The sequence below is a fragment of the Paenibacillus baimaensis genome, from assembly GCF_025567575.1.
The window spans coordinates 11,839-36,648 of record NZ_JAOQIO010000033.1; the positions used below are offsets into that span (position 1 = coordinate 11,839).

Here is a 24,810-nt window from a genome sequence, read left to right on the forward strand (position 1 = left end):
ATCTTCTAAGTTCATCTGCGGAATTTCATCACATTGTACGCAAACCTGGAAAACTGTGCCGTTCCTCCAATCTCCTTGGTAGAGTAGAGGAACAGTCCGTAACGCGCCCCTACAAATTGATCCATTTTCCAGACCATATTATGGGTAATACCAAGCTTCTTCCAATCCTCTCCGTCCATGTAATAAAACTCGCACTCGTCCGTATTGTTTACGAAATTGCCATAAGCCTTCAAAGTAACTTTGTTATTGTTCACTGGAATCCTTGCAAATTCTACACCGGTATCTTTGTCTACCAGGTTTCCGAAGATCGTTTTATCGTCTGTCGTCCTTGCCAACATGACCAAGTAGTAATGTCCAGCTTCCTTGGTAAGCGCAATGAAGCCATAGGTGCTGATCAAGAAGCACAAGCCTGCATAATCGCCATCCTTTAGCTCGCTTCCATCCAAGGTAACGATAGCTTCGCATGCGGGCCCCATTGCACGCTGTGTCAACGTATTTGCCGAAAATATTAAATTTTCACTAATTTTTCCAGATTGGATCCGATATGTACCTGGCTTATCCGTTACGGACCACAAATTATTTGTCGGAATATGATTCCACTGCCAGAAGTCTTTCAGATGGACGTTGCCGTTCTCATCCGGCCTGTAGAAGAAATCATCGCTTCCGATCAAAGGTTTGTATTCATATCCGGGTTTAGTGCTCGGTATGTCGATATATGAGGGCGGTTTCCTATCGAATACCGGAACATCATTATCCCAATGCAAAGGCACCAAGACAGGGATACGGCCAACGGCACCATGATCCTGAAACAATACGGCATACCATTTACCATCTGGAGTATCAACGATTCCGCCTTGTGCTATACCTGCATTAAAATACCCCATGTCATCATCAAACGCCTCTCCGCCAATAAAGTCCCCTTCCAGGGAAGCTGCTACAAAACAGGCTTGTGTTCTGCGACTGTGTCTGGAATTTGTTATGTGTATGAGAAATACGTAATATTTTCCATTAATCTTATAGACATGGGCACCTTCATAACCAAGATGATAAGGTTCTGTCTCCCTTACAATGATCCGGTTTAATCCACCAGGCTTGGGACCGGTCAAATCTTCCTTTAATTCTGTAAGATGGATCTCTGCATTTCCATATATAATAAAAACTCTACCATCATCATCAAACAAAAGTGAGCAATCATGATAGAATCCTTCAATATTCGGGTGCCTCGTCCATGGTCCTGTGATTTCAAAAGCAGAAAACAAATACGTTTGATGCGTATCATTTGCTACGAAACATACATAATATTGGCCTTGATGGTAACGCAAAGATGCCGCCCACATTCCCTTTCCATAGATCTGTCGGTCACCCTCCAGTCTCTGATCCGGTGTATGATCCAAAGCATCATATACATATGCTGCCACTTCCCAATGGATCAGGTCATACGATCGCAATATTACACACCCCGGCATAAAATGCATGGTTGTACTGACCATATAATAAGTATCCTCAACCCGGATCACATCGGGGTCCGGATAGTCAGCCCATATAATGGGATTCGGGTACATCTGCATTTCCCCTATCCTTAATTTAGTTCCTTCAATAAAACAGTTATGTTCAATAGTCGTAACGGCTTTCTCAACACTTTTTAGCTCGTAGGGCTTCCCGCTGTTCCAATGGTGTCAACCCTGTCATTTTCTTGAAAAATCGGGTAAACGAGTGAGCCGCATCATACCCCACACGAACACCGACCTCCGAAATTTTCAACTCATCCTGCTTGAGCAGCTCTCTTGCTTTTCCAATCCTTGCTTCCTCAATATAGTCAGATAAATTCCTGCCGCATTCTTGTTTGAAAAGTCTGGACAAATATGACGGATTAAAATGAAACTCACTTGCCAAACGCACTAGTGACAGATCCTCGGCTAGATGCTGTTCGATGTATAAACGAACCTTTTCGACCACCTCGGCCGCCCGATTTCGTTCACCCGTTCGTCTGACAGCGAACAAGGATTCCGCCGTCCGTTTCAAAAACTCGAAGCTCTCATACCACGATGCATGCTCGTCAATCTGAATAAGGCCAACGGCTCCTACTTTATCATGAAGCTCCCAGCGATTCATGTAAGATAACAGGATAAGCGCTATCATGAAATAAAGCTCCTTCAAAAAATTACTCCCTGTATTCCTTCCATCGAGCAGCGGTGTTGTCACTTCGTCAAAGATTCTAAGAAACTCGTCCCTCCGACCTCCTTCCAGATGCGCCGCTAACGCCTCCGCCTTTTCCCGGGAAGCTCGTTCTCTTGCCAATTCCGACGATTCGGAAGCTTTCATAGCAGCCAGCTGCACCATCTGAGCTCCATCACCTGCCCTCAGATGCTGCCACCGCCTAATCGAGTCATAGGCCGTCGACAACCACTTCCACTCGCAAGGCTCAGCACCTATCGTTACAGCAACCGATACTTGTAGAGACTCCTTGCAGGCTCGTTGAATCAGCTCAAATTCACCTTCCAGAAATCTTACCGTTCTAGCATAATCATCCGCTATTTCGAGTCCACTGCTCGGACGCGATTGGATGAACCAGACGAGATCACCGTAGCGATCAATCATTCCGAGACTTGTCGTTTTTTCTGTCAGGAACGTCTCCGCCAATATCTTGACGGCTAACGCCGCTTCCTGCCTATCGGCTAACGAATTTGAAAAGGAAGGAGCCAAGCCACCAAGAACCATGAGTACGGGCAACGAAGGATCGAGGGGAATGTTTAATTTATGGAAATCCTCAACCATCACATCTGCAGCACGCGCACCTTGGAGCAAGTGCCGAAAATAATTGCCTTGAGCAAGCGTTTCCAGCGTCGTGAGGCTCTCTCTGGACTGCTGAATCAAGTTGTTCAAACGCAGACTGTTTTCCAGTTCTTCGATGGCATCGCTAACTGCTGTGATGATTTTATCATATCCTTCACTCTTGAGCAGGTAATTGACGCCCGGAGTTTGGATCGCTCGATAGACATAATCGAAATCGTGATGGCCTGTTAAAAATATGATCTTGCAATGCGACCATTTCCGGCGAATGTTCTCCATGAGCTCCAGCCCCCCCATACCAGGCATACGGATATCGGATAACACGATATCAACCCTGGTCCGGTTCAGTAGCTCCAAAGCTTCGTACCCGGAGTAGGCTTTGTACAAATCAAGGTCGAGATTCAGTTTACGAAATACTTCAAACAGCCCGTCGGTAATGATCTCTTCGTCATCGACGATTAGCATTCTATTCACGGACATCAACCCCTTTAAAGGGAATACAAATGATCACTTTCAGTCCCCCGCTCTCACCTCTACATACCCTGAGCCCGTAATATTCACCGAAAGTGATCTTCATTCGGCGGTGAATATTTACCAACCCCGTCGTCTCCTCGTCACCATTATGAAGAGAAGACACAATACGTTGTAATGCCATGTCTGTCAAGTTTTCACCATTATCTTCCACCACGATGTGAATTTCAGTCTTTTCAATCTCGAAGCGAATAACAATCCTTCCGCCATGCGCCATCTGTTCCAGGCTGTGTTCGAATGCGTTCTCAATAATGGGCTGGACAATTAAGCGTGGAACCGATACTTGCTCGATTTCCTGTGGTAAGGAGTCGAACTGTACTTCAATACGCCTTGAGAAGCGAAGCTCCTGAATCTCTGTGTACATTCTGGCATGGTGAATTTCTAGTTTCAACAGCACATCGTCTGAAGCATTCCTGGTAACAAATTGAAAATACTCACCTAACTGTGTTGTGAACTGTCCGATTCGTTCAATATCTCCCGTTTTCGACATCGTATTCAGAATAAAAAGACTGTTGTATAGAAAATGCGGATTAATTTGTGATTGAAGCTGCTTCAGCTCGGCCCGTTGAGTCATGATTTTCTGCTTGTAGACTTGATCGATCAAAGAACGTAGATTTGCAACCATTTGGTTAAATCGGCCATACAAATATCCAAATTCATCCTTAGACTCATGCCGGATGTTAACGTCAAGGTCTCCATTTTCCATACGCCGAAAGCTTTTAACAAGCGTTAATAACGGTTTGTGAATAAACTTGTAGGTGGAGAACGCATAAACCGCAATAATAAAGACAGCAACGAACACAAACAGCCATGCCCACATATAAAACTTGTCCAGCGGTTTCTTGATCATTTGTTCGGGAATAAACCGGTAAATGGACATTTTTAGAAAGTCCGAGCTTGCAATAGCCGTATAATAACGGCTTCCTGAGATGGTAATGGTTCCCGCATTACGAATTGTAGTTTGCCTTATTTGTTGAACGGCAGTAGTCATATCCAGTTGCAAGTGCTCTACGGGCACACTCGTCACAATGACACCGGATTTCTCTGAGATCAACAAAGTTCCGCTGCCGGCATAGGTGTTGAACTGGCCCAGCGCCTCCTGAAGTCTGTATTGATCAAGCTCAACTTCAATGATAAACAGCGGTTGATTCCCATTGGTTCCGCTTTGCTTTGCCGCGCTTAAGAATAATCCACCATTCCACTCAATCATCTGGTTGTTGCGGCTGCCAAAAACCGAGCGAATCTCATAATACCTCTCGGAATCTAATTCGCGAGGACCGTTGGCAGATGAAATCGTTTTTGATATCGGATAGATGTGTGCGCTCACATTTTTGATATACGTACTACTGTTTTGAATGGCGTAGAGCCGTTTTCGCAGCGAATTGATTTTTTCAGTACGCCTAAAGGCATCCATCGTATTCCAGGTCAGCGTCAGATCATTGAGATCCTCGTCCTCGAGAACTCCATACTGTAGCAGCTTCATCCGTTCTACCTCTTTCTCAAAATCCGTTAGATAGAAGCTGATCTGGGTAACCGCCGTTTTGGAGATGTCTTCGCTTGCCGTTTGAACGATCCAGTGATACAGGTAAACGCCAAATAAAATAATCGGCAGCATGATAAACAAAAAAGTAATGAGCAGCCGAAGAAAAATCGTGTTTCGCAAAGAGAATGGTTGACGTTTGATCAAGGAGCAAGCCTCCAACGTTTTCTTCCATTATAGCTTGAAACCTTGAAACCTTCCTAAAGTATTTTCGTCCTGCACCAATCCACCTGTTACCCCTTTACGCTGCCAAGAACAATTCCTTTTACAAAATACTTCTGCAGAAACGGGTACGCCAAAATGATTGGGAGGGAGCCCAGGAATATCTGTGATGCTTTTAGCGTTCGGTCGGAAATAAGGGCCAAATTCAACGCTTCGTCGCGCGACATGCTTGATAAACTTTGCTGTATCACGATCGTCTGGATATAGCTCTGCAGTGGGTAATGGCTAGGGTCCCCCATAAGTAGAAGGCCGTCAAACCAACTGTTCCAATGCTCCACCATGGAAAATAAGGCAAGCGTTGCAAGAGCAGGCTTTGATATCGGCACATAAATTTTCCATAGTGTCGTCCAGTGACTAGCGCCGTCCATGACGGCTGCCTCCTCCAGCTCCTTGGGAAGCTCTCTGAAAAAATTAAGCAGCAGTACAACACTAAAAACGGGAACCGCGCCGGGTAAGACGAGTGCCCAGATCGTATCAAGGAGATTGTACTGCTTAAGCGTAGTATACCAAGGGATTAAACCACCGTGAAAGAGCATCGTCATGAAGAAAATCCAAGCGTAAACCATTCGCAGGCGAAATGATTTCGATTCCTTTGACAAAGGAAATGCGACGAGGATGGTTAAAAACAAATTTAATGGCGTCCCAATTGCTATGCGCTCCAAAGAAACAAGCATCGATTGCCAAAACGCTTCCCGGCTAGCCGTATAAGAATAAGATGCCAATGTGAAATCGACCGGCCACAGTTTTACATAACCTGCTGCTGCTGCAGTACTTGAACTGAACGAAACAGCGACGATGTGGATTAACGGAAGGACGCATATCAACGATACCAGTATGAGGAAGGACGCATTTAGAACGGAAAACCATTCTAACCGCCTTCGACTGTAAGGTACCTGGATAAACGCGTCAGATGCAGGTCTTGTTGAATGCTGTGCCACTGTTTTCCCTCCTTCTAGAAAATTCTATATTTAGCAAAACGATAAGCAACAAAATACGAGCCAGAAATCAATATGAGCGAAACCAGTGATTTGAATAGTCCAACCGCCGTTGCCACACCATATTGGGCATCCAACAAACCTAGCCGATACACAAAAGTATCAAGGATATCGCCGCTTTCATATACCTGAGGGCTATACAAATTGAACACCTGATCGAACCCTGCGTTCAGCAACTGCCCTAGACTTAGAACAGACAGCAATACGATTACCATACGCATGCCGGGAATGGTGATATGCCAGATCTTATGCCAGCGGTTTGCGCCGTCAATCGTAGCCGATTCATATAAACCGGGATCAATACCCGTAATAGCCGCTAAATAAATGATAGTCCCATAACCAAAGTTTTTCCATATATCCGAATAGACGAGAGTAAACGGAAACCATTGGTTGTCCCCAAGAAAAAATATTTTTTTAAGGCCGAGCGCGCCCAACAATTCGTTAACAATACCGCTCGAAGGCGATAAAATATCGATTAGTATGCCGCCCAGAACGACCCATGAGAGGAAATAGGGTAAATAAATGGTCGTTTGTACGCTTCTTTTAATCACTTCATTCTTCAATTCGTTGAGAAGAATGGCAAATACAATCGGAACAATCAAGCCGAGAATAAGCTTAAGACTTGAAATAAAGAGGGTATTCCACAAAACCTGATTAAAGCTGGGCAGGTGCATGACGTATTTGAAATTATCCCAACCGACCCATCTCTGATCACCGAATAAGCCCTTGGCAGGTATAAACTTTTGAAATGCGATGATGATTCCCGCCATAGGTACGTATGAAAATAATACGATCAGCACCAGTCCCGGTAATATCATCAGATGCAGCGGAAGCTCTCTCCACATTTTCCTGGTTACCATATTCATCCTCCATCGTTTGGAGCAAACTAAGCAGAGGAAGGAAGACAACTCCATCCTCTGCTCGTCGCTACTTCTTCTTTGATGTGTACCAGTCATTTACTTCTTTCGTTATTTGTTCTCCACCAAGCTTCGCCCAGTCTTTAACAAATTTATCAAATTCATCGATAGCTGCGCCCATAATGATTTTGGTATAAATCTCATTCTGCATCTTTTCCAAAGTAGATTTGCGTTCAACCATTGTAGAGGTAGGCGATCCAACGAACTTCTCCATCAGGAACTGATTGTTTTTATCGTACTGGTCAACCACACCCTCGGAGCCTTCAGGGCCGTAAATCCGCTCCCACCCCCAAAGTGCAAACCCTTCTTTCGAGCCCGAATTATAAGCGTCCAGTTTCCCTTGAATGGTCTTGGCTTCGCCTGTCAATGTCGAGGTATTTCCTGATTTACGGGTTGCATCGATCGCTCTAAACGCCTCCACGTTTTTCTTTACTGGAGCTGGCTGCACGGGGGACAATTGCCATACGCTTTCAGCTTCAGGAGGTGCGTAATATTTGTCAAACTCTGCCGTTTTACCAAAGTTTTTCTCCAAATGCAGATTGAAAAGCTTGACCACTGCTTCGGGATGCTTGAACCCCTTCTTCACCGCAAAGAACTTGGTCGTACTGAATTTTAAAGGTACTTTAGGTAACTCCCCGTTCTCCGAAACAATCGGAAACGCCCTCCACTGCGCTTGCGGGTCGTTATTGCGGATCAACTGGAGCGGCCAGATGGAATTCCACTGTTCACCGTATTCCATGCCGATCTTACCGGCAGCAATTTGCTCAGATACCTTGCCTCCGTCTTTAATCCCGAATTCCTGATCCAATTCCCCGTTTTTAAACATGCCCTGGAGGGCTAGAAGCGCATTCTTCACTTCTGGTTGAATGCCTCCATAAACCAGCTTCCCAGAACCGTCTGCCATCCACATATTCGGATAGGACTTGTACCCAGCCATAAACCCTTCCAATCCCATTGCTCCGCCCCACAAACTTTTCGTTACACCAAGACCATAAGTATCTTTTTTCCCATTGCCGTCCGGATCATTTTCCGCAAAAGCTTTTGAAATCGCTCGCACATCAGCCATCGTCTTTGGAGGTTGCAGCCCCAGTTTCTGTAGCCAATCTGTACGAATCCATAAAAACATGGCACGCTCAAGCGAGGAATCGACCTGCGGGATCGCCATCAATTTGCCGCCAAACGTAGCGGCATCAAACGGACTTGTGCCCTCCTGGGACAGGATTTCTTTGGCCAGTGGAGAAGCATATTTCTCATATATGGCCGTCATATCTTCGATCTGACCGGAATCAGCTAACTGATTCAATTGAGTTGCGTTCACCGGAATGACATCAGGCAGGTCACCGGAAGCAAGCGTTACATTAATCTTCTGTAAATACTGATCTGACGTGTCATTCCCCTTGACGACCCAGTTATATTTGATATTGATGCCCAACTGATCCTTGTATAAACGGCTCCAGCGGTTGTCTTCTAACGTTTCGCCCTTTAACACACCGAGTACGTTATTTTCTACGACGTCGCTTAGATTACGGACGAACGAGACATTGATCGGCGGATCATACTTGCCAAGCGGCTCTGTATTTGCACCCTTCACATCGTTATTTCCCACAGTGCTCGCCGGTTCATTCTTAGCTTCTTTCTGATTGGTACTCGTCGAACCGTTTTGACTTGTACACGCCGACAAGAGCGTTGTGATTACTAAAATAGAAACAGATAGCGCTTTCACATTATGCTTTTTTAGTTTCATGTACATCCCCCGATACCCAGTTTTTAAAATATTAACACAGTGGCGCTGTGTATGTTTTCATTATAGGAGCCGCACAGGAGTCTAACAATGTGCAACTCTTTACTTTACTTACCAATTGTTGTCATAATGTAAACGCAATCACTATTCCTTTTACCTGCGCAGCCATTGTGATTTTGAAGCGGGCACCTTCCGTAACTGAGATTTTCCAGACATTTGTTTGCCATGCATGCAATAAAAAGACCCGCCAACGGGCGAGTCGTCAAGTGTTTAAATTAAGGGAGTATGACTTATAGATTTACATCAACCGCTCGGCTGAAACGTCCAGCCTTACCAAAACTACAGACGCTTTCGGAATTGTCACCGTAAGCTCCGAGCCTGCTGCCGATACGGGATGTTCCATCGGCGTAACCTTGTATGGCTCATCAAAGCTGTTGCCATCCTTGTGGCTGGATGAAGACAATACGACCATTGACCCTGTGCCTGCATACTCGCCACCATGCAGGTCAAGCTTAACCTCCTGATCCTCATCGACGGCTAAGTTAGCAAGTGTAACCGCCAGTATGCCGTCTTTGACCGACGCCGAGCAGGAGATGCTTGGAACGTAATGCGTCTCGCCCTCTATGGTATAGATGATGTCACTGCAATCAACTGCCGTTTTAAGGCTCATTCCATGCTGGTGAATTTTATACATATCAAACACGTAGTAGCTTGTAGTGGCCACACAGTTATTACCCTTGGCAAGAAACAGGGAATGGATACAGTTTACGAGCTGCGCCACGTTAGCCATGACAACCTTATCGCAGTGGTTGTTGAAAATATTCAAGGAAAGCGCAGCCAGAACCGCCTCTCGCATCGTACTCGACTGCTCAAACAAGTATTTGCCCGGTAGTGGATGCCTGCCGTTCTGCAAATGCCACACCCCCCACTCATCGACGATGAGTCCAATGGACGCTCCGGGCATTGCAGCTTGAATCATGTCAAACTGGGATTGGATAAACGGCTCCATCTCCAGCCCGACACGCATCATCTCATACCACTGCGCATCGGTATATTCCAACTCCGATCCCATTTTTCCCGTATTGGTCACATAGTAGTGAAGAGAGTATCCAAACATGGGAGAAACCCGCCCCACTGTATACATCTCCTTATACTTGTCAAAAAACTTTTCCGTCCACTCCGGAATATTTTCGTACGGCCCGCATGCTATGTACTGAAGCTCCGGTCCGACACTTTTGCTGATAATACCATACTTTCGGTAAATATGGCAGTAATCCTCGGGTGTCATGCAGCCGCCGCCACCCCAATTTTCGTTGCCAAGTCCCCAGTATTTGATGTTGAACGGCTCCGGACTTCCGTTCTTCTCGCGTTCCATCGCAAGTGTGGTTGTTCCTCTCGGCATATTGCAGTATTCAATCCAGTTTCTGGATTCCAATACCGTTGTTGTCGTAGCGTTTACCGCCAAATACGGCTCAGCATTCACAAGCCTGCAAAACTCGATAAACTCATGAGTGCCGACCTGGTTGGATTCAAACTTTCCGTCGTTCATATACCACCAGTTCACGGTTGTCGGACGCTGCTCTTTCGGACCGATGCCGTCTCTCCAGTTGTAAGTCTCCGCAAAACAGCCGCCCGGCCAGCGAATAACAGACGGTTGTATGGCCTTCAATTTCTCAACAAGCTCTTGTCTAAAGCCTTGGATATGAGGGACTTCGGAGTTTTCGCCTACCCAGATTCCGTCGTATACGACTCCTCCCAAATGCTCTACAAAGTGTCCGTAAATGTCGGGATTAATGAGCCCTATCTGGTCTCCCAGTCTAATGTCAATTGTAGTCATCCTCATTCTCCTGCCCTTACCATTTGGGAGTCAAAGGATAGGGGCATCCCCTATCCTTTATTTTAGTCCGAATTTGCACAAGACAGCCGCAATATTTGCACGTCCCTCCAAGTGTATAACCGGTGCAACTGACACATTGAGCAAGCCGCCCTGCGCTTATTACGTCGTCGGCAAGCTCTACATGACGAGAATCAATCAGCATTTGCAGCATAGTCTTTATTTTCTCCGGTGTGACATGTATCGTTTCCGAACAGTCCTTGCATGGCCCCTGTCTGGTCATCGGGGTACCTCCTCCCGATTAAGAGATTGTCAGCACGACAACAGACATCGGCGGAATATCCGCATGGAATCCTTCTTCGTTCAACTGTACGCCTGTGAACAGCTCGGGCTTGACTTCATCTGGTTGTTCAAACGTATTATGGCTGTTCATCAAGGATGATACCAGTACTCTACCCGTAACCTGCTTGCCGACGAATCCTTCCGTATAGCCATCCAGCGGCGCGGCTTGTTTTGGGTCCGTATTACAGATGGTTATATTCAGCTTGCCTGCCGCATCCATGGAAGCGGATACGCTTAGCTGCGGAACTTCTTCCCCATTGAACGTGTAGGTACCGCTCTGAATCTCGATCGGCTGCATAATGGCATCCATGTGTACCTTAAACATTTCAAACACATGATAGGTAGGGGTCAGGATCATTTTTTCCCCCTCCGTTAAAATAACCGCCTGCAGCACATTGATCGTCTGCGCAATATTCGCCATTCTTACGCGGTCACAGTGATTGTTGAAAATATTCAGGCTGATCGCCGCGGAAACTGCGTCTCTCATCGTATTTTGCTGGTACAGAAAGCCGGGATTGGTGCCGGGCTCAACGTCGAACCATGTACCCCATTCGTCGATGATCAGCGCCACCTTCTTCTCGGGATCATATTTATCCATAATTGCCGAGTGCTTCACCACAAGCTCCTCTGTGAAATAGGCCGCCTTCATAATGCCAAACCATTCGCTTTCGTCGAAGTCGACGGCTTGTCCTCTCACCGCATCCGGTTTTTTCAAATAAATTCGGTTGCCGTCGGGATTTTCGATTACGATGCTGTGATCTCTTAATCTCGTGTAATAATGGAGCGCCAGTCCATCCATGAAAGGTCCCGCTTCCCGCATGAGCACCTCCGTCCAGTGGTAATTGTCCCCCCTTGGGCCTGCAGCGATTTTATAGATGGCATTATCTCCATAATCCCTTACATACGTGCTGTATTGCCGATAAAGATCCGCATAATATTCCGCTCTCATTCGGCCGCCGCAGCCCCAGTTTTCGTTGCCTATACCGAAATATGTCAACTTCCAGGGCTTTTCTCTTCCGTTTGCTTGCCGCAGGTTCGCCATCGGCGATTCACCGTCGAAGGTCATATATTCGACCCACTGCTGCATCTCATAGACCGTTCCGCTTCCGACATTCCCGCAAATATACGGCTCGGTCTCCAGCAGCTCGCACAAATCGAAAAATTCGTGGGTACCGAAATGGTTATTCTCAACGACGCCGCCCCAATGGTTGTTAATCATTCGGGCTCTCAATTCCTTAGGCCCAATGCCTTCCTTCCAATGATATTCATCGGCGAAACACCCACCCGGCCAACGCAGCATCGGAATGCTCAAATCCTTCAAAGCCTGAACAACATCATTTCGGATTCCTCGCGTATGGGGAATGCCGGAATCCTCACCGACCCAAATCCCCTCATATATACAACGTCCCAGATGCTCGGCAAAGTGTCCGTAAATGTTTCGATCGATTTTGTGAACTGCCGCTTGCGTATTGATTTTAATGCTGCTTTTCATATTGTTAGCCTCCTGATTGAAATAATTTATGATGGTTTAGCCTTTAACGCCGCCAGTGGACAAGCCTGAAATAAAAGCCCTCTGATTTAACAGAAACAAAACAATAATAGGGATGATCGCGAGCACGGCTCCGGCAATCAGCATGTCATAATTGTTGCCGTAAGGCGACATCAGCGAAGCAAGACCTATTGGAATTGTAAACATCGTATTGGTACGGAGCACGATTAAAGGCCATATAAAGCTGTTCCAGCTCTGCATCGCCAGCAATATCCCCATTGCGCCGAACGCCGGCTGCATTAAGGGTGCCATAATTCGGAAAAATATACCGAACTCCGAGCATCCGTCGATCCTTCCCGCATCCATAAAGTCCTTGGAAATGCCCGTTACGTACTGCCGGAAGAAAAAGATCGCCATAGGCGAAACGACAAACGGCAAGATAACTCCATAATACGTATTGATGATGCCCATCTTCACCGTGAGCTTATAGAGAGGCAGCATCAAAATTTCAAGTGGTACCATCATAACAAACAGCACCAGCATAAAAATCAAGTTTTTCCCCTTGAAGTTATATGCCCCTAAGCCGTAGCCAACCAATGAAGACAGCAACAGAGAGAATACGGTATGAAGCGCAGTTATGCCAAGACTATTTCTATACCAGAATAAATAAACACTGCCCTTGCCTGAAAACAAAAGCTTATAGTTGTCAAGACTCATCAGGCTCGGGATAATCCTGAAATCCATACCACTTCGGAACAGCTCCTTGGAGCTCTTAAAAGATGCCATAAACATGTAGTAGAGAGGAAATAAGACAATAAAGCATACGATGAGGAAGAAAGCAATCATTAATACCATTAACAACTTTCTTCTAATATTAGGATTCATCGTCAGTCACTCTCCTTCTTAAACAGTCCGAACATTTTCAGCTGTATCAGATTAACCGTCAGTACGATCAGGAGCAGGGTAATGCCAATTGCTGATCCCATCCCCATATCATTTCGTTGAAATGCTTGCTGGTAAATAAACCTGACGATGGTGAGCCCGATATCTCCCGGCATGCCTTCGTTCCAGAACACATAGCTTTCTCCGAACATTCTGTATCCTTCAAAGATGCCTATCGTCAAGGTGTAGATGATAATGGGCTTTAGGAGCGGCAGCGTTATCCAGTAAAACTTGGAAAATACACTGGCTCCGTCCATTTCAGCCGATTCGTATAATTCCTCGGGGATGCTTTGAAGACCGGCCAGGTAATACACCATATTAATACCGGCAGTTCTCCATGTATTGAGAATGACCATCAGCATCATTCCCGTACTATAGTTAAGAATCCAATTTTGGGGAGAAATACCGAACTTGGCGATAACAGAATTAATGAATGCCGTATCGGCTTCCCCAAACATAAGCCTGAAGGAAACACCGGCAACGATAACAGAGGTTAAGGCCGGGATGAAAATGACCGACTTAAACAATGTTTTTCCCTTGATCAATTTGGAATTCAGAAAAACGGCGAACACAATCGGGATCGGAATCAATAACAGGAGCGATAAAATCGTGTAGATCGTATTCGTTTGCAGCGCATTGAAAAAATGCTCGTCAAACATTCTCCGGTAGTTATCGAGACCTATAAATTTGCTGCTGCTAAGCCCGTGCACCTCTTGAAAGCTCATGCTGATCGTGGATGCTGTCGGGTATAAAAAAAAGATGAGAAACGATAAAAGAAACGGCGCTACGAAGAGATAAGGAGCAAACTTTTCCGAAAAAAATATTCTTCTCAAGCTGAATGCTTTCTTCGTCTTGGGATTTTGGCCATATGCCTGCCGAACAGCTTCTTTATTCAACTATTTCACCTCCATAAGCATGACGGCTGCCGTAAGCGGTTGCACATCCCCGTTTGTGCAGCCGTCAGCATTACAATCTGCCGAATGGCTACTTCTTCTGTTTGCGGAGCTCGGCTGCAGCAGCTTTTAATGCCTGTTCGGGAGTTTGCGATTGGTCCTTCAACGACTTGAACATGACATTGGAATTGACCAAGTCCTGGGCGGCGGAGCTCAGCTCGCTCATATTTGGCGATTTGATCTCGTCCTTCATGCCCAGAAGTACATTGAATATAACCTCATTGCTGAAATAGGGATCGGGCTTCTGCAGCTCCGGATCATTCCAGACATCCCATCTGATCGGATCGAACTTCAACTCCTGCCAAATCCTCACATTCGATTCCTTGGTCAGCTTCGCATACGCAAGAAACTTTGTGGCTGCGTCCTGGTTTTTACTCTGCTTCGTAACGGCTGTGCCGGTTCCTCCCATACCTGCGGATCTTACGTTGCCATTTTCCCAAACAGGCATCGGTCTAACTAAAATTTTTCCTTTCAAATCAGGCATGTATTCCAAAAATCTGCTCATGTACCACATCGGCATGATCAGCGAAGCCGCTTCTCCCTTATTCATAAATGTAAAGAATTCCTCCGCTCCAGTGTTGCCGCCCGGCATCGGGACTGCGATTTTATCCTTATCAATCATATCCTTCATCGTCTGCAGCGTCTTGATATTGATTTCGTTGTCAAGCGTAACGTCGCCTTTTTTATCCAAATAGTCGGAGCCTCGCTGAATGATCATAGGCCAGAACGGTCTTTGACCTGTTACTTCGAAGGAGGTCATCGGCTTACCGGTTGCAGTCAGCACCTTTTTACCGGCTTCGATATAATCGTTCCAGGTTTTTATGGTATCCACATTTACGCCAGCCTTATCTAGAAGTTGCTTGTTGTAATATACAACTGTAGCGCCGACATGGAAATCGATCCCGTAATACTTTCCGTTTTTACTGTAAATATCGAATCGGGATTGAATGAACTTATCTTTCTCAGGCTCGATAATGTTGTTCAATTCTACCAGCTGGATATCGCCTTTAAGAAAGTTTTGAAAATAGTTAATGTTGATATCGCTAATGTCTGGTGCTCCTACTCCGGATTGAAGGGCGATGAGCAGCTTATTGTGCATTTCCGCATTGGGGTACGTGTCAATCGTCAGTTCAATCGGCTGATTGGGATTACTTTTATTCCAAAGCTCCGCCGTTTTTTCATAATATTTCTTATGAAGCTCCTGGAAGGTCCACAATGACAGCTTAACCGGTTTCGGCGCACCCGGATTACTATCCTTGGCCTGATTGGCCCCGTCACTGCTGCAGCTCGACAGAATGGTTGTCAACAGAACCGCGGATACAGCTGCAATAGAAGTTGCTTTTCTCATAGAATCGTTCCCCCTTAAAAAAGATGTTGTTAAGTAAACGAAATACGTTTGTTTGTTTACCTGTAACTAATTATAAAAACAAACATCGCTTTATCGAACTCCATTTTTTTATAATAAACTATAAATTTTTGATATGTACATCCGTTTATTACTGTATCACTTCCTGCAGCTCTGCTCGTATTCAAGCGGTGTCATGCCCGTTACCTCCCTGAATACTTTAAAGAAATAATTATAGTTATTAAACCCGACGCTGCTGACAATTTCCTTTAGCTTAAGCTCGCCGTTCTCGATACACTGCTTAGCTTGCTCAACCCTGACATGATTCAAATATTCAGCAAAGCCTATTCCGCATTCTTCCTTAAACAGTCTGCTGATATAGGAGCTGCTTGCACCCGCGAAATCAGCGACATCCTTCAAGGAAAAGTCGCTGCTGTAGTTGCGATGTATATACTCGACAGCTTTCTTCGTTATATTGCTTAGCCCGCTCTCTAATTTCATTAGCTTTAGCATCGATATCAGTTTATCGTATAAATTCACGACCCAAGCTTTAATATCCATAAGGGTTTCGTACTTCTGTATCAGATTGTAAGGAATGTCCTCTGCCGTATACAGCTTGGTTATCTCAATTCCCGTATCCTTGCAAATTTTGTTTACAATATTGATCAATTCGGCACAAATCATCTGGGTAGATTTGCTACCCAGCCTCATACTCGAGATTTTGCCAAAAATGTCATCCAACCTGCTTTTCACCTCCTTGTCATCCTGGTTTTTCAGCGCGGCATAAATGGCTTTTTCATCTTTTATATCCAAGCAGAAGAAGCTTTCCTCCTTTTTATGAGGGGTACTCTCGATAAAAATACTGTTTTTGCCTTTGTAAAACTTGTCCCTCAATAGGGTCTCCGCGTAGTTGTAAGCCTGAGGCAGTTTGGTCAATTCCGTGCAAACCTTGCTTACGCCAAAGCATACCGTTATATTCAAATGTTTTTTGATTTCAGATCTCATTCGGTTTAGTATCGTATACATGGTATTGTAGATATACATCGTGCTCTTCAACGGGCCTAACGAGAAAATCATCGCAAACTTCCCTTTAGCCATATGCACGATGACGGACTTTTCCCAATCCTTAAGTATTTCCTTCGATATTTCCATGAAGGTATGGAGCACTACGTCCACTTCTTGAGAAGAAAATTTTTCTTCAAGCAATCGAAAATCGTCAATTTCGGCTATCGTCACCATCAAGTTTTCCGTATCCAGCTTCATGTCGAGAGCACGCACCCTCCCTGTGACCTCCTCCACATCCGACAGCCCCCCCTCTAGCAGCTTCCGGATAAACGTTTGACGCAAAACAGCCTTGCTGGTCGTCAGCTCCTTATCGATATCGCTCTGTCTGTCGCGTTCATTCCGATACGAATGAATGGAGCTCCGCGCCGTATTCAAAATATTCAATAAAAATGGCGCATCCAAACGATGCTTTAGCACATAATCCATTGCGCCATTCTTCATGCTTTGTCTTACATAATCAAAATCGTCATAAGCACTCAGTGCAATAATACTGATCTGCGGGAAGTTTTTTTCCAAATGCTCGATCAAACCGATGCCGTTTAATCCAGGCATATTGATATCCGTAATAACAATATCGGGAGTTTCTTTTTCGATAAGCTGAACGGCATGGTTTCCGTTATGGGCATCCTCCATTATATAAAACCCTGCGTTCTCCCAATGGATCATCGTCTTCAATACGGTTCTGGAAACCGCATCGTCATCAACTATGAGCACCTTCAGCCTATTTGACATCGTCTTCACCTCCTACAGCAGGAATTGTTATTTCAACAGTCGTAAACAGATTAGGCACGCAATGAATCGAAAGTCCGAATTTTTCACCGAAATACAGCTTTATTCTTTCGTCAACATTCCGAATCCCTATACCACTGAATCCGGATTGATTAATCGTTGTTGCTTGCTGCAACAGACTGTTCAACGTATGTCCGTCCATCCCGACACCATTATCGGTAATCGTTATTTTTAATTCATTCTGGACCCGATATCCTTTTATAATAATCAAGCCCTGTCCTTCCATAGGCTCAATTCCGTGCAGCAGACAATTTTCCACAATCGGCTGCAACGCGAACTTCAATATATGACAATCCAGAATATCTTCCTCAATCTCAAAATGCACCATGAACTTGTCATAATACCGGTAAGCCATAATGTTTAAATAGTTTTTGACATATTCGATCTCCTCTCTAATATTGATCAGCTCGCTGCCTTTTCCCATAGAACCGTGAAGCAAGCTGATCAGGGAAGTGATCAGGTTGGATATATTGTCGGCCTTCTGGACATTGGCCAGCCATCTGACGGTATTCAAGGAATTCGATAAAAAATGCGGATTGATTTGCGCTTGTAACGATTTTAGTTCTGCAAGCCTTTTCAATTTTTCCTTCATTTTGACTTCATCAATCAAGTATTGCAGCTCACTGACCATTTGATTGAAGTTTGTCGTCACTTTCCCCAATTCATCGCTGCTCCTATCGTCAATCTGGACGACTAAATTGCCCAGCTTCACGTTATTCATCGAATCGATAAGACGCTTTAGAGGAGAGGAGATACTCTTGGATACGTAGTAAGACAGAAGCAGTGCGAGCACAAAACAACCAACACCGAGTACCAATATATAGAAGCTTATTTTTACCGATTCATGGTCCAAATAGGAAAAGGGTATGGTGCTTACTACATACCAATCGGCACGTGGTATATATGTATACGCGATCAAATGACGCTTACCGGCAATCGTGGTGTTGAATGAGTACGTGTCGGTATCCCTATTCTGCTTAAGCTCTTCAATCAGCGTGTCATCGGGGTAAGGCGTGGCGACCTTAAGCTGCGGATTTTGACTCGATATAACGGTTCCTTTCCCGTTCACTATAAATATATGGGAACCAGCTCCCAGGGTAATGTCTCTGAACTTATTGAATATATACTTCACGTCAATTCTCATGATCATATACCCAATCGGAAGTCCTTCAAACGACTTAAAGCTTCTGGACAACAAAATACCCGCTTCCCCGTAATTACTGAAACGAGAGCTTGAATTCCGTGCCAGCTCTTCGTTATCCTGATTTTGAATTGACCAGACAGGAACGCCGTTTTTAATCATCGTTTCTTCAAATAGTTCGTTTAAATAATCGGATTTCAAATTAAATTTGAAGCTAATATCCCCGTAGGCAATCACTTTCTCCTTATTTCTTGTATAAACCAGAACATCGGACACACTGTGAAAAAAAGAAAATCGTTTAGCCAGCATTTCCTGTATCTTGATTTGCGCCACGTTCCTTTCCCATTCGCTCATTGTATTGAAGCCGCCCATCGTCTGTTGAACGAGATCGGAGAATGCAATGTCAACGCTGTCATTTTCAAGCTTTATAAGTTCATTTACTATATTTTCGCTGACTTGGTCCATCAGCTGGATGGAGGCCGTGCTGATTTTCGTTCTTATCGCATCGCTTGATATGTAATAAGAAAATATTCCAATAATGAACATGGGGAGCAAGGAAAGCACAGCAAAGGAGATGAGCAGCCTGTTTTGAATCTTGATCTTACGGATTAGCCGGTTCATGTTAAAAGTCATAGTCTCAATCATCCTTATGTTTAGTAGATGGGGACAGCATTACATGAAGCTGAAACACACGCTTAACGCGAAAACTCGTCCAGGAATAATAGCAGATAATCGACTGCAGCAAAACGATATGGCCATCAACGGTTTGAAAAGCTTCTATCAATTTTAGCTCCTCATCTTAATAATCGCCGAACAATCACAGTATCGTCAACTATAACTATGTTTTTAATGTCATTTCTTACTCTTTTGCACGTTGAAGGGAAATATTGTACATAAACAACGATACCAAACAAAATCCAATGGTGTTTGAAAGTTGACAAGAAAAAGAGACGTAGCGGAAGCTGATCTCCATTCGGATCAAGGCTTCCAGTATACGTCCCAGGCGTACAACACGCGTTTAGAAGCATTCGGCGTTAAAGGGGCAGCCACTCTCGCAAAGCAACCTGCCTGGATAACGCATGCATCGAATCATTTTTTCGCATTTCATGACAGGAAAAGATCCCGCACCCAATCAGGGAGTGCAGTTATTCTCTTTCCCCCAGTTACAACGCAATAATAACAAATGAAGCAGTTGTTTCCCCGCTATCCTTATACCCGATGCGAACCGCCTTTGCACGAATGAGTAAGGTTCCCTTTGACAGGATAATCGGTTTCGTATAAAGCTTCCAGGATGGATTCGTTCCCTCCTCCGTCGTGTAGGCAATGGAAGCGCCTTGGGTCGCGGAGTGCAGCAGGATCGCTGTCGGCTCCCCATATTCGCCTTGGGTTACGCCGGATCGACCTGGCAGCTCGCTATTAATCGGGATGAAGATCGGTGCGGCGGTTTGCGGCTGAACACCGCCGGGCCACATCTGAGCTACCATTCGATCTTCCGGTATGTCGCCCCATACATCGTATTTGTCGCGCCAGTCGTCCAGTACCGTGCGCAATCTTTCCAAATCAACCCGATAACTGGGATCGACCGCTAAATTACGAATTTCGTAAGGGTCATTCACGCAATCATATAATTCTTCAACAGGCCTCGTGTTCTGCATCAATAATCGCTGATCTCCTTCAAGCTGGCCCGAAAGCTCCAGTCTCCACAACTCCTGGAAAGCCGGATGCTGGTGACTGAATTGAATCCATTGCAGGTAAGGCTTCTCCGGGTAGTAATTCCGAATATATTTATATCGCTTGTCACGCGCAGCACGTACCATGTCATACGATTCGTCATAACGGTCGCGGGTCGCAAATATATAATCCCTCGGTTTTGCGTGTGCACCCAAGAAAGGCTGCCCTTGCAGATGGCTTGGCATGGCTGCACCCGCTAATGAAAGAACCGTTGGCCCCAGATCGATCAGGCTGACAAGCGTATCGTTCACTTGACCCGGTTCCATCACGCCTGGCCAACGAACAATGAGAGGCACGCGGATTCCCGCGTCATACGGCCAACGCTTGGCTCGAGGCAGGCCTTCGCCATGGTCGCTCCACAAAAATACGATCGTGTTATCGGCGAGACCGTCTTCCTCCAATTGCCGAAGAAGGGCACCCACAAACTTGTCTGCCTCGGCAATCAGATCATAGTACCTGGCAATTGATTCACGGATTTTCGGTGTATCCGGCAAGTAAGGGGGCAGCTTTACCTGATCAGGATCGGTAATGAGCGGTCGATCCGTCACCATATCGGGATAATAAGCCTTTCGAATCATATCTCCCCACATGCTGCTTTCGTGCGTTAGCATGTGATTGAATACGGCAAAGAATGGCTGCCCTGTCTCCCTATGTCGCCAATGTGCTTCCCTTCCATCTTCGTCCCATGCGGTTAAGGGAGAAGGGAATTGATAGTCCGTCTTCCAGTTGTTCGTACAGAAATACCCTTCGGCTCGCATATACTCCGTAAACGTCTTCACATGTGCCGGAGGTACAGCAAAATAAGGCGTCGGCAGCTCCGGCGTAAATTTATTGACGTGCTCTGTGCGCATGTGATGGGCTCCGATCGCTGTCGGGTACATGCTGGTAATGATAGCGGATCGGCTGGGAGAGCACAAGCCCGCCGTAGCAAATGCGTTAGAATAGACGGTGCCCGCAGCCGCCAGCTCGTCGATAAATGGAGTCCGCGCAAGCGTATCACCATAACAACCGAATCTCGGACTCGTATCCTCTAAAGAAATCCACAAGATATTAGGTCGGTTTGTGGTCGCTTTCATTGATTTCATTCCCTTCCATTAGATATACAGGCAGTTCCTATGAAAATCTCCCCCGTAGATGAGGACTCTTGGGGGAGATATGCTGCAAAATCATTCTTGGCAGTTTTTATTTCCCTGCCATCTTGGCACCGATCTTGGCTTGTAAGCTTGCTAAAACGTTGCTCGGCTCAGTCGGAAACTCGCCAGGATGCCTGCGGACCAGTTCCGGCACAAGATGGCCTCTGCCCGTTTCCTTTAACCGATCCATATACTTTCTCAAATACCCCTTGGCGTGGAAGGGTCCGCCCTCTTTCATAACGGTCCACAATGGATCGACAGCGTCACTGTTTCTCCGCATCATTCCGTCATGCCACTCGTTTAAATAATAGACCGCTTCAAAGCAAATGTCTCTTCGCTCTGCCGCAAGGTTATGCTGCTCTTTCGGATCTTCGGCAAGATTGTACAGCATCTCTTCATCGAACAAATGAAAGCCGTCATGATAGCTGCGAATATAAATCCAATCCTTGAAACGAACGGATCGCTGGACAACATGTGCACATTGAGAAACGACCAGGTAATCGCGTCCGCAGTCAGCTCCTTCCTTGAGAGCAGGAGCGTAGCTCTCGCCGTGCCAATCGGGTACGGCAGGACTGTCCAGCATTTCTGCCAAGGTCGGCAGCAGATCAAGATGGTAATGCAACCCTTCGTCCACAACGCCCTTTTTCATGCCCGGCCAGCGGATAATCATCGGAATGCGGCATGTGCCTTGATCGGCGGTAGCATGCTCTCCATAAATCCCGAGCTGTCCCATGTTTTCGCCATGGTCTGCGGAAATAATAATGATCAGTTCGTCCATGACCCCTTGCTCTTCCAAGGCTGCAAATAACCGTCCCAGATGATCATCCATATAACGAATGCCACAATCGTATCCGTCAATCATCCTTCTCATATCATCCATGGATTGGATTTCACCTGGATGTCGGGGGAAGTTAGGGCTTGTTTCGTTTGTATACTTTTTCCCTCTATGATCAATGTGCAGCTCATGAACGCAATGCGAACCGACCATTTGCTTATGCCTATCCAGCACTTCCTCAGTCAACCATTCGGGCAGCGGTTCCGACTCAAACGGATTTCCGAATTCCATCGGTGCGCGGTATGGCGTATGCGGATCCCAATAGTTGATATACAGGAACCAATTATCTTGACTTGCGTTGCGTTTAACCCAATCGAGTGCCACCGGTGTAACATGCTCGGCCGATTCGTTGCCGTATCTTCCCGTATTCAAGATCTCATTAAATCCCGCATAAAAGTGGAAGGTCGAATGTCTTTGGGCAAAGGGGCTAATCAAGGCGGTGTTCATATCGGCCGCCAGACCCAAGTAAGAAGGGAGCGATCCTCCACGCGTCAATTTCCCCATAAGCTCGCGTTCTGTTCCTTCGAGCTTCATATCGCCCGCCGTACCGCCGTGGCCTACCAAACCGTTGACAATACCGAATTTACCGCTCATAAGCGCCGTTCGAGATGGAGCGCATGGAGCATCGGAGGTATAGTAATTAGTAAATCGAACGCCCTCCGCTGCGATTCGATCTATATTCGGCGAAGTATTCCGATGATAGCCATAGCATCCCAGGTGATCCGGACTTGTTGAATCTAAATCCAAAAACAACATCCTCATTCTTTGTCTCAGCTCCATCCATTAAATTAATGTTCATGTGGGTTAATCATAATAGTTGAACCTGCAGAAGTCGTTATTCAATTCTCTGATTTTCGGTACAAATCGCTGATCAAGCTGGTCCTTTATTCCGTATAAGATTTGTTGATTTCTTCAATGATTTTATTACCGCCGCCGGCCAGCCAGTCTGCCGATGCTTTCTCAATGGAAGAAACGGGATCGCGTCCCATGATAATTTTTGAGACCGATTCCATAAATTTAATATTGAGATTACTGCCGGCACGAGTCAGCGTTTCGGATTCGAGGCCCGCGCCCTTATTTTTCCACGAGTTCTTTTCGTTTTGTGCAAACATATCTCTAATCATTTGGTGATAGGACGGGTCCTCCCATTTGTACATTTGAATACCAGGATCAAACGGGCGGAATACCCAATTGTTTAGCAGGTTTTGACGATCTTTGTCCGCTGCTTCCAATTTTTCAAACTTACCGTCGGACACCTTCTTGTAATGAACCCCTTCGATACCATTTTTAATGAAATCCGAGCCCTCTGGGGAAAGGAAGTAATCCAGAATCATCAGGATACGCTTCTGTTTTTTCGGATCGATCTTTGCATTGATGACGTTTTTATCTAGCATGTCTAAGTTTAAAGTTCCAGTCAAGCCTGTCGGCCCTTTAGGAGGCTCCAATGCTGTAGGCATCGCGTCAGGGACCAATTTTTTAATGGCGGCTTTATGGTTGTTCCAATCATTCGGGTTTAAATAAGCAAAACCTACTTTATTCCCTTCAAATTTGTCTACGGTCGACCTGATTTTATTTACGGCAAAATCCTTATCCAGGACCCCTTCTGTATAGGCTTTGTTCATGAAGGTCAAGAATTTTTTCCACTCTTCCACCTGTGTTTGGTAAGGAACCAATTTGCCGTTAATATCTTTCCACTGATTGTATAAACCAAAGCCGGCCATAATAAAATCAACATCGCGAATTGTATTGTTGGTTTGATCGTAATAGAACGAAAACCCGGTTGTATCCTGTTGCCCATTGCCGTCCGGATCTTTGGTTGCAAACGCTTTCGCTACATCGTAAAACTCATCAATCGTTTTGGGAGCTGATAAATTGAGCTTTTTTAGCCAATCCTCACGGACGGATAACGAATCTCTGGTTTCCGTTACATAATAAGGAAATCCAAGCAGCTTTCCTTTCGGATTAAGCGAGTATAACGGTTCCTTCGGGATTTTCGCCAAGTTTGGATATTCGCTCAGCACAGGTTGAACGTCCATAAAGATTCCTTGCTTCTTCCATTTATTGAACTCCGGATTAAGCACGAAGAACACATCGGGGAAATCATTAGAAGCAGCCAGCACATTAAGCTTCTCTTTGTAGTTTGCGGCAGGCACCCATTGCATCTTAATATCCACATTGAACTTTTTGTTTAGTTCTTTAATCATCGTGTTATCGTCCGGCCAACCTCCGCCTTGGAAGGCACGCGCCATCCAGGTGATGGTCAGCTTCTCGCTCATGCCGTTAGACACAGCAGTTTTATCGTCTGTCTTTTGTGGTGAAGCGCTTCCAGCATCCTGCTTGGAGCAGCCAATGACACTGCCTATCGAAAGCATAAGAGCACACAAAACCAGTAGCTTCTTTTTCATATTTTTTCCCCTTTCATTTTTACAACAATTATATTTACATCCCTATCATAGGCGAATGGAATAGAATAAG

At 45.5% G+C, this 24,810-nt stretch carries 17 protein-coding genes and 1 pseudogene; 1 reads left to right on the forward strand and 17 read right to left on the reverse strand.

Going from position 1 to position 24,810, the window contains the following annotated elements; translation table 11 throughout:
- Positions 1 to 11: 11 nt before the first annotated feature.
- From OB236_RS10860 to OB236_RS10925, 14 genes are all read right to left on the reverse strand, one after another.
- The gene (locus tag OB236_RS10860; protein WP_262684014.1) at positions 12 to 1,562 is read right to left on the reverse strand and encodes a glycoside hydrolase family 43 protein; all 1,551 of its coding nucleotides are present in this window, start codon (positions 1,560 to 1,562) and stop codon (positions 12 to 14) included.
- A 70-nt stretch (positions 1,563 to 1,632) separates the two neighbouring features.
- Positions 1,633 to 3,255: a response regulator transcription factor gene (locus tag OB236_RS10865; RefSeq protein WP_262684054.1), complete on the reverse strand. Its 1,623-nt coding sequence runs from the start codon at positions 3,253 to 3,255 to the stop codon at positions 1,633 to 1,635.
- Position 3,256: 1 nt separating this feature from the next.
- On the reverse strand, positions 3,257 to 5,008 hold the full coding sequence (locus tag OB236_RS10870) for a sensor histidine kinase (protein ID WP_262684015.1): 1,752 nt from the start codon (positions 5,006 to 5,008) through the stop codon (positions 3,257 to 3,259).
- Positions 5,009 to 5,094: 86 nt separating this feature from the next.
- A complete protein-coding gene (locus tag OB236_RS10875; protein WP_076235389.1) occupies positions 5,095 to 5,982 on the reverse strand; it encodes a carbohydrate ABC transporter permease in 888 nt (295 codons plus the stop codon).
- Positions 5,983 to 6,035: 53 nt separating this feature from the next.
- Complete coding sequence (locus OB236_RS10880; protein ID WP_262684016.1) at positions 6,036 to 6,938, reverse strand: ABC transporter permease; 903 nt, start codon at positions 6,936 to 6,938, stop codon at positions 6,036 to 6,038.
- Positions 6,939 to 7,005: 67 nt separating this feature from the next.
- A complete protein-coding gene (locus tag OB236_RS10885) occupies positions 7,006 to 8,739 on the reverse strand; it encodes an extracellular solute-binding protein (RefSeq protein WP_262684017.1) in 1,734 nt (577 codons plus the stop codon).
- Between the two features lie 295 nt (positions 8,740 to 9,034).
- Complete coding sequence (locus OB236_RS10890) at positions 9,035 to 10,573, reverse strand: alpha-N-arabinofuranosidase (RefSeq protein WP_262684018.1); 1,539 nt, start codon at positions 10,571 to 10,573, stop codon at positions 9,035 to 9,037.
- A gap of 16 nt (positions 10,574 to 10,589) precedes the next feature.
- Positions 10,590 to 10,853, reverse strand: coding sequence for a DUF6171 family protein (locus OB236_RS10895; protein ID WP_262684019.1), 264 nt, complete (start codon positions 10,851 to 10,853; stop codon positions 10,590 to 10,592).
- 18 nt (positions 10,854 to 10,871) lie between these two features.
- Positions 10,872 to 12,404: an alpha-N-arabinofuranosidase gene (locus OB236_RS10900; protein WP_262684020.1), complete on the reverse strand. Its 1,533-nt coding sequence runs from the start codon at positions 12,402 to 12,404 to the stop codon at positions 10,872 to 10,874.
- A 36-nt stretch (positions 12,405 to 12,440) separates the two neighbouring features.
- Positions 12,441 to 13,286, reverse strand: coding sequence for a carbohydrate ABC transporter permease (locus OB236_RS10905; protein ID WP_262684021.1), 846 nt, complete (start codon positions 13,284 to 13,286; stop codon positions 12,441 to 12,443).
- Positions 13,287 to 13,288: 2 nt separating this feature from the next.
- The gene (locus tag OB236_RS10910; RefSeq protein ID WP_262684022.1) at positions 13,289 to 14,239 is read right to left on the reverse strand and encodes a carbohydrate ABC transporter permease; all 951 of its coding nucleotides are present in this window, start codon (positions 14,237 to 14,239) and stop codon (positions 13,289 to 13,291) included.
- Positions 14,240 to 14,327: 88 nt separating this feature from the next.
- On the reverse strand, positions 14,328 to 15,644 hold the full coding sequence (locus OB236_RS10915; protein ID WP_262684023.1) for an ABC transporter substrate-binding protein: 1,317 nt from the start codon (positions 15,642 to 15,644) through the stop codon (positions 14,328 to 14,330).
- 156 nt (positions 15,645 to 15,800) lie between these two features.
- Positions 15,801 to 17,438, reverse strand: a complete 1,638-nt coding sequence (locus OB236_RS10920) for a response regulator transcription factor (RefSeq protein WP_262684024.1) — start codon at positions 17,436 to 17,438, stop codon at positions 15,801 to 15,803.
- Positions 17,428 to 19,269, reverse strand: coding sequence for a sensor histidine kinase (locus OB236_RS10925; protein WP_262684025.1), 1,842 nt, complete (start codon positions 19,267 to 19,269; stop codon positions 17,428 to 17,430). Before OB236_RS10925 ends, OB236_RS10920 begins: the two co-directional genes overlap by 11 nt.
- Positions 19,270 to 19,606: 337 nt before the next feature.
- Here OB236_RS10925 and OB236_RS10930 point away from each other — a divergent pair.
- Positions 19,607 to 19,734 (forward strand): annotated as a pseudogene (locus OB236_RS10930) (IS3-like element ISBth8 family transposase); the annotation flags it as partial.
- Between the two features lie 65 nt (positions 19,735 to 19,799).
- On the opposite strand, the gene OB236_RS10935 reads toward OB236_RS10930, so the two are convergent.
- From OB236_RS10935 to OB236_RS10945, 3 genes are all read right to left on the reverse strand, one after another.
- Positions 19,800 to 21,443: a sulfatase-like hydrolase/transferase gene (locus OB236_RS10935; RefSeq protein ID WP_262684026.1), complete on the reverse strand. Its 1,644-nt coding sequence runs from the start codon at positions 21,441 to 21,443 to the stop codon at positions 19,800 to 19,802.
- 106 nt (positions 21,444 to 21,549) lie between these two features.
- Positions 21,550 to 23,097, reverse strand: coding sequence for a sulfatase family protein (locus OB236_RS10940; protein ID WP_262684027.1), 1,548 nt, complete (start codon positions 23,095 to 23,097; stop codon positions 21,550 to 21,552).
- 122 nt (positions 23,098 to 23,219) lie between these two features.
- On the reverse strand, positions 23,220 to 24,740 hold the full coding sequence (locus tag OB236_RS10945; protein ID WP_262684029.1) for an extracellular solute-binding protein: 1,521 nt from the start codon (positions 24,738 to 24,740) through the stop codon (positions 23,220 to 23,222).
- Between the last annotated feature and the right edge of the window lie 70 nt (positions 24,741 to 24,810).

Excerpts from the sequence above, each read along its gene's own strand:
- OB236_RS10860 (WP_262684014.1), bottom strand. The coding sequence starts at position 1,562 with ATGTACCCGAATCCCATTATATGGGCTGACTATCCGGACCCCGATGTG.
- OB236_RS10865 (WP_262684054.1), bottom strand. The coding sequence starts at position 3,255 with ATGCTAATCGTCGATGACGAAGAGATCATTACCGACGGGCTGTTTGAA.
- OB236_RS10880 (WP_262684016.1), bottom strand. The coding sequence starts at position 6,938 with ATGGTAACCAGGAAAATGTGGAGAGAGCTTCCGCTGCATCTGATGATA.
- OB236_RS10885 (WP_262684017.1), bottom strand. The coding sequence starts at position 8,739 with ATGAAACTAAAAAAGCATAATGTGAAAGCGCTATCTGTTTCTATTTTA.
- OB236_RS10890 (WP_262684018.1), bottom strand. The coding sequence starts at position 10,573 with ATGACTACAATTGACATTAGACTGGGAGACCAGATAGGGCTCATTAAT.
- OB236_RS10895 (WP_262684019.1), bottom strand. The coding sequence starts at position 10,853 with ATGACCAGACAGGGGCCATGCAAGGACTGTTCGGAAACGATACATGTC.
- OB236_RS10900 (WP_262684020.1), bottom strand. The coding sequence starts at position 12,404 with ATGAAAAGCAGCATTAAAATCAATACGCAAGCGGCAGTTCACAAAATC.
- OB236_RS10905 (WP_262684021.1), bottom strand. The coding sequence starts at position 13,286 with ATGAATCCTAATATTAGAAGAAAGTTGTTAATGGTATTAATGATTGCT.
- OB236_RS10915 (WP_262684023.1), bottom strand. The coding sequence starts at position 15,644 with ATGAGAAAAGCAACTTCTATTGCAGCTGTATCCGCGGTTCTGTTGACA.
- OB236_RS10920 (WP_262684024.1), bottom strand. The coding sequence starts at position 17,438 with ATGTCAAATAGGCTGAAGGTGCTCATAGTTGATGACGATGCGGTTTCC.
- OB236_RS10925 (WP_262684025.1), bottom strand. The coding sequence starts at position 19,269 with ATGACTTTTAACATGAACCGGCTAATCCGTAAGATCAAGATTCAAAAC.
- OB236_RS10935 (WP_262684026.1), bottom strand. The coding sequence starts at position 21,443 with ATGAAAGCGACCACAAACCGACCTAATATCTTGTGGATTTCTTTAGAG.
- OB236_RS10940 (WP_262684027.1), bottom strand. The coding sequence starts at position 23,097 with ATGAGGATGTTGTTTTTGGATTTAGATTCAACAAGTCCGGATCACCTG.
- OB236_RS10945 (WP_262684029.1), bottom strand. The coding sequence starts at position 24,740 with ATGAAAAAGAAGCTACTGGTTTTGTGTGCTCTTATGCTTTCGATAGGC.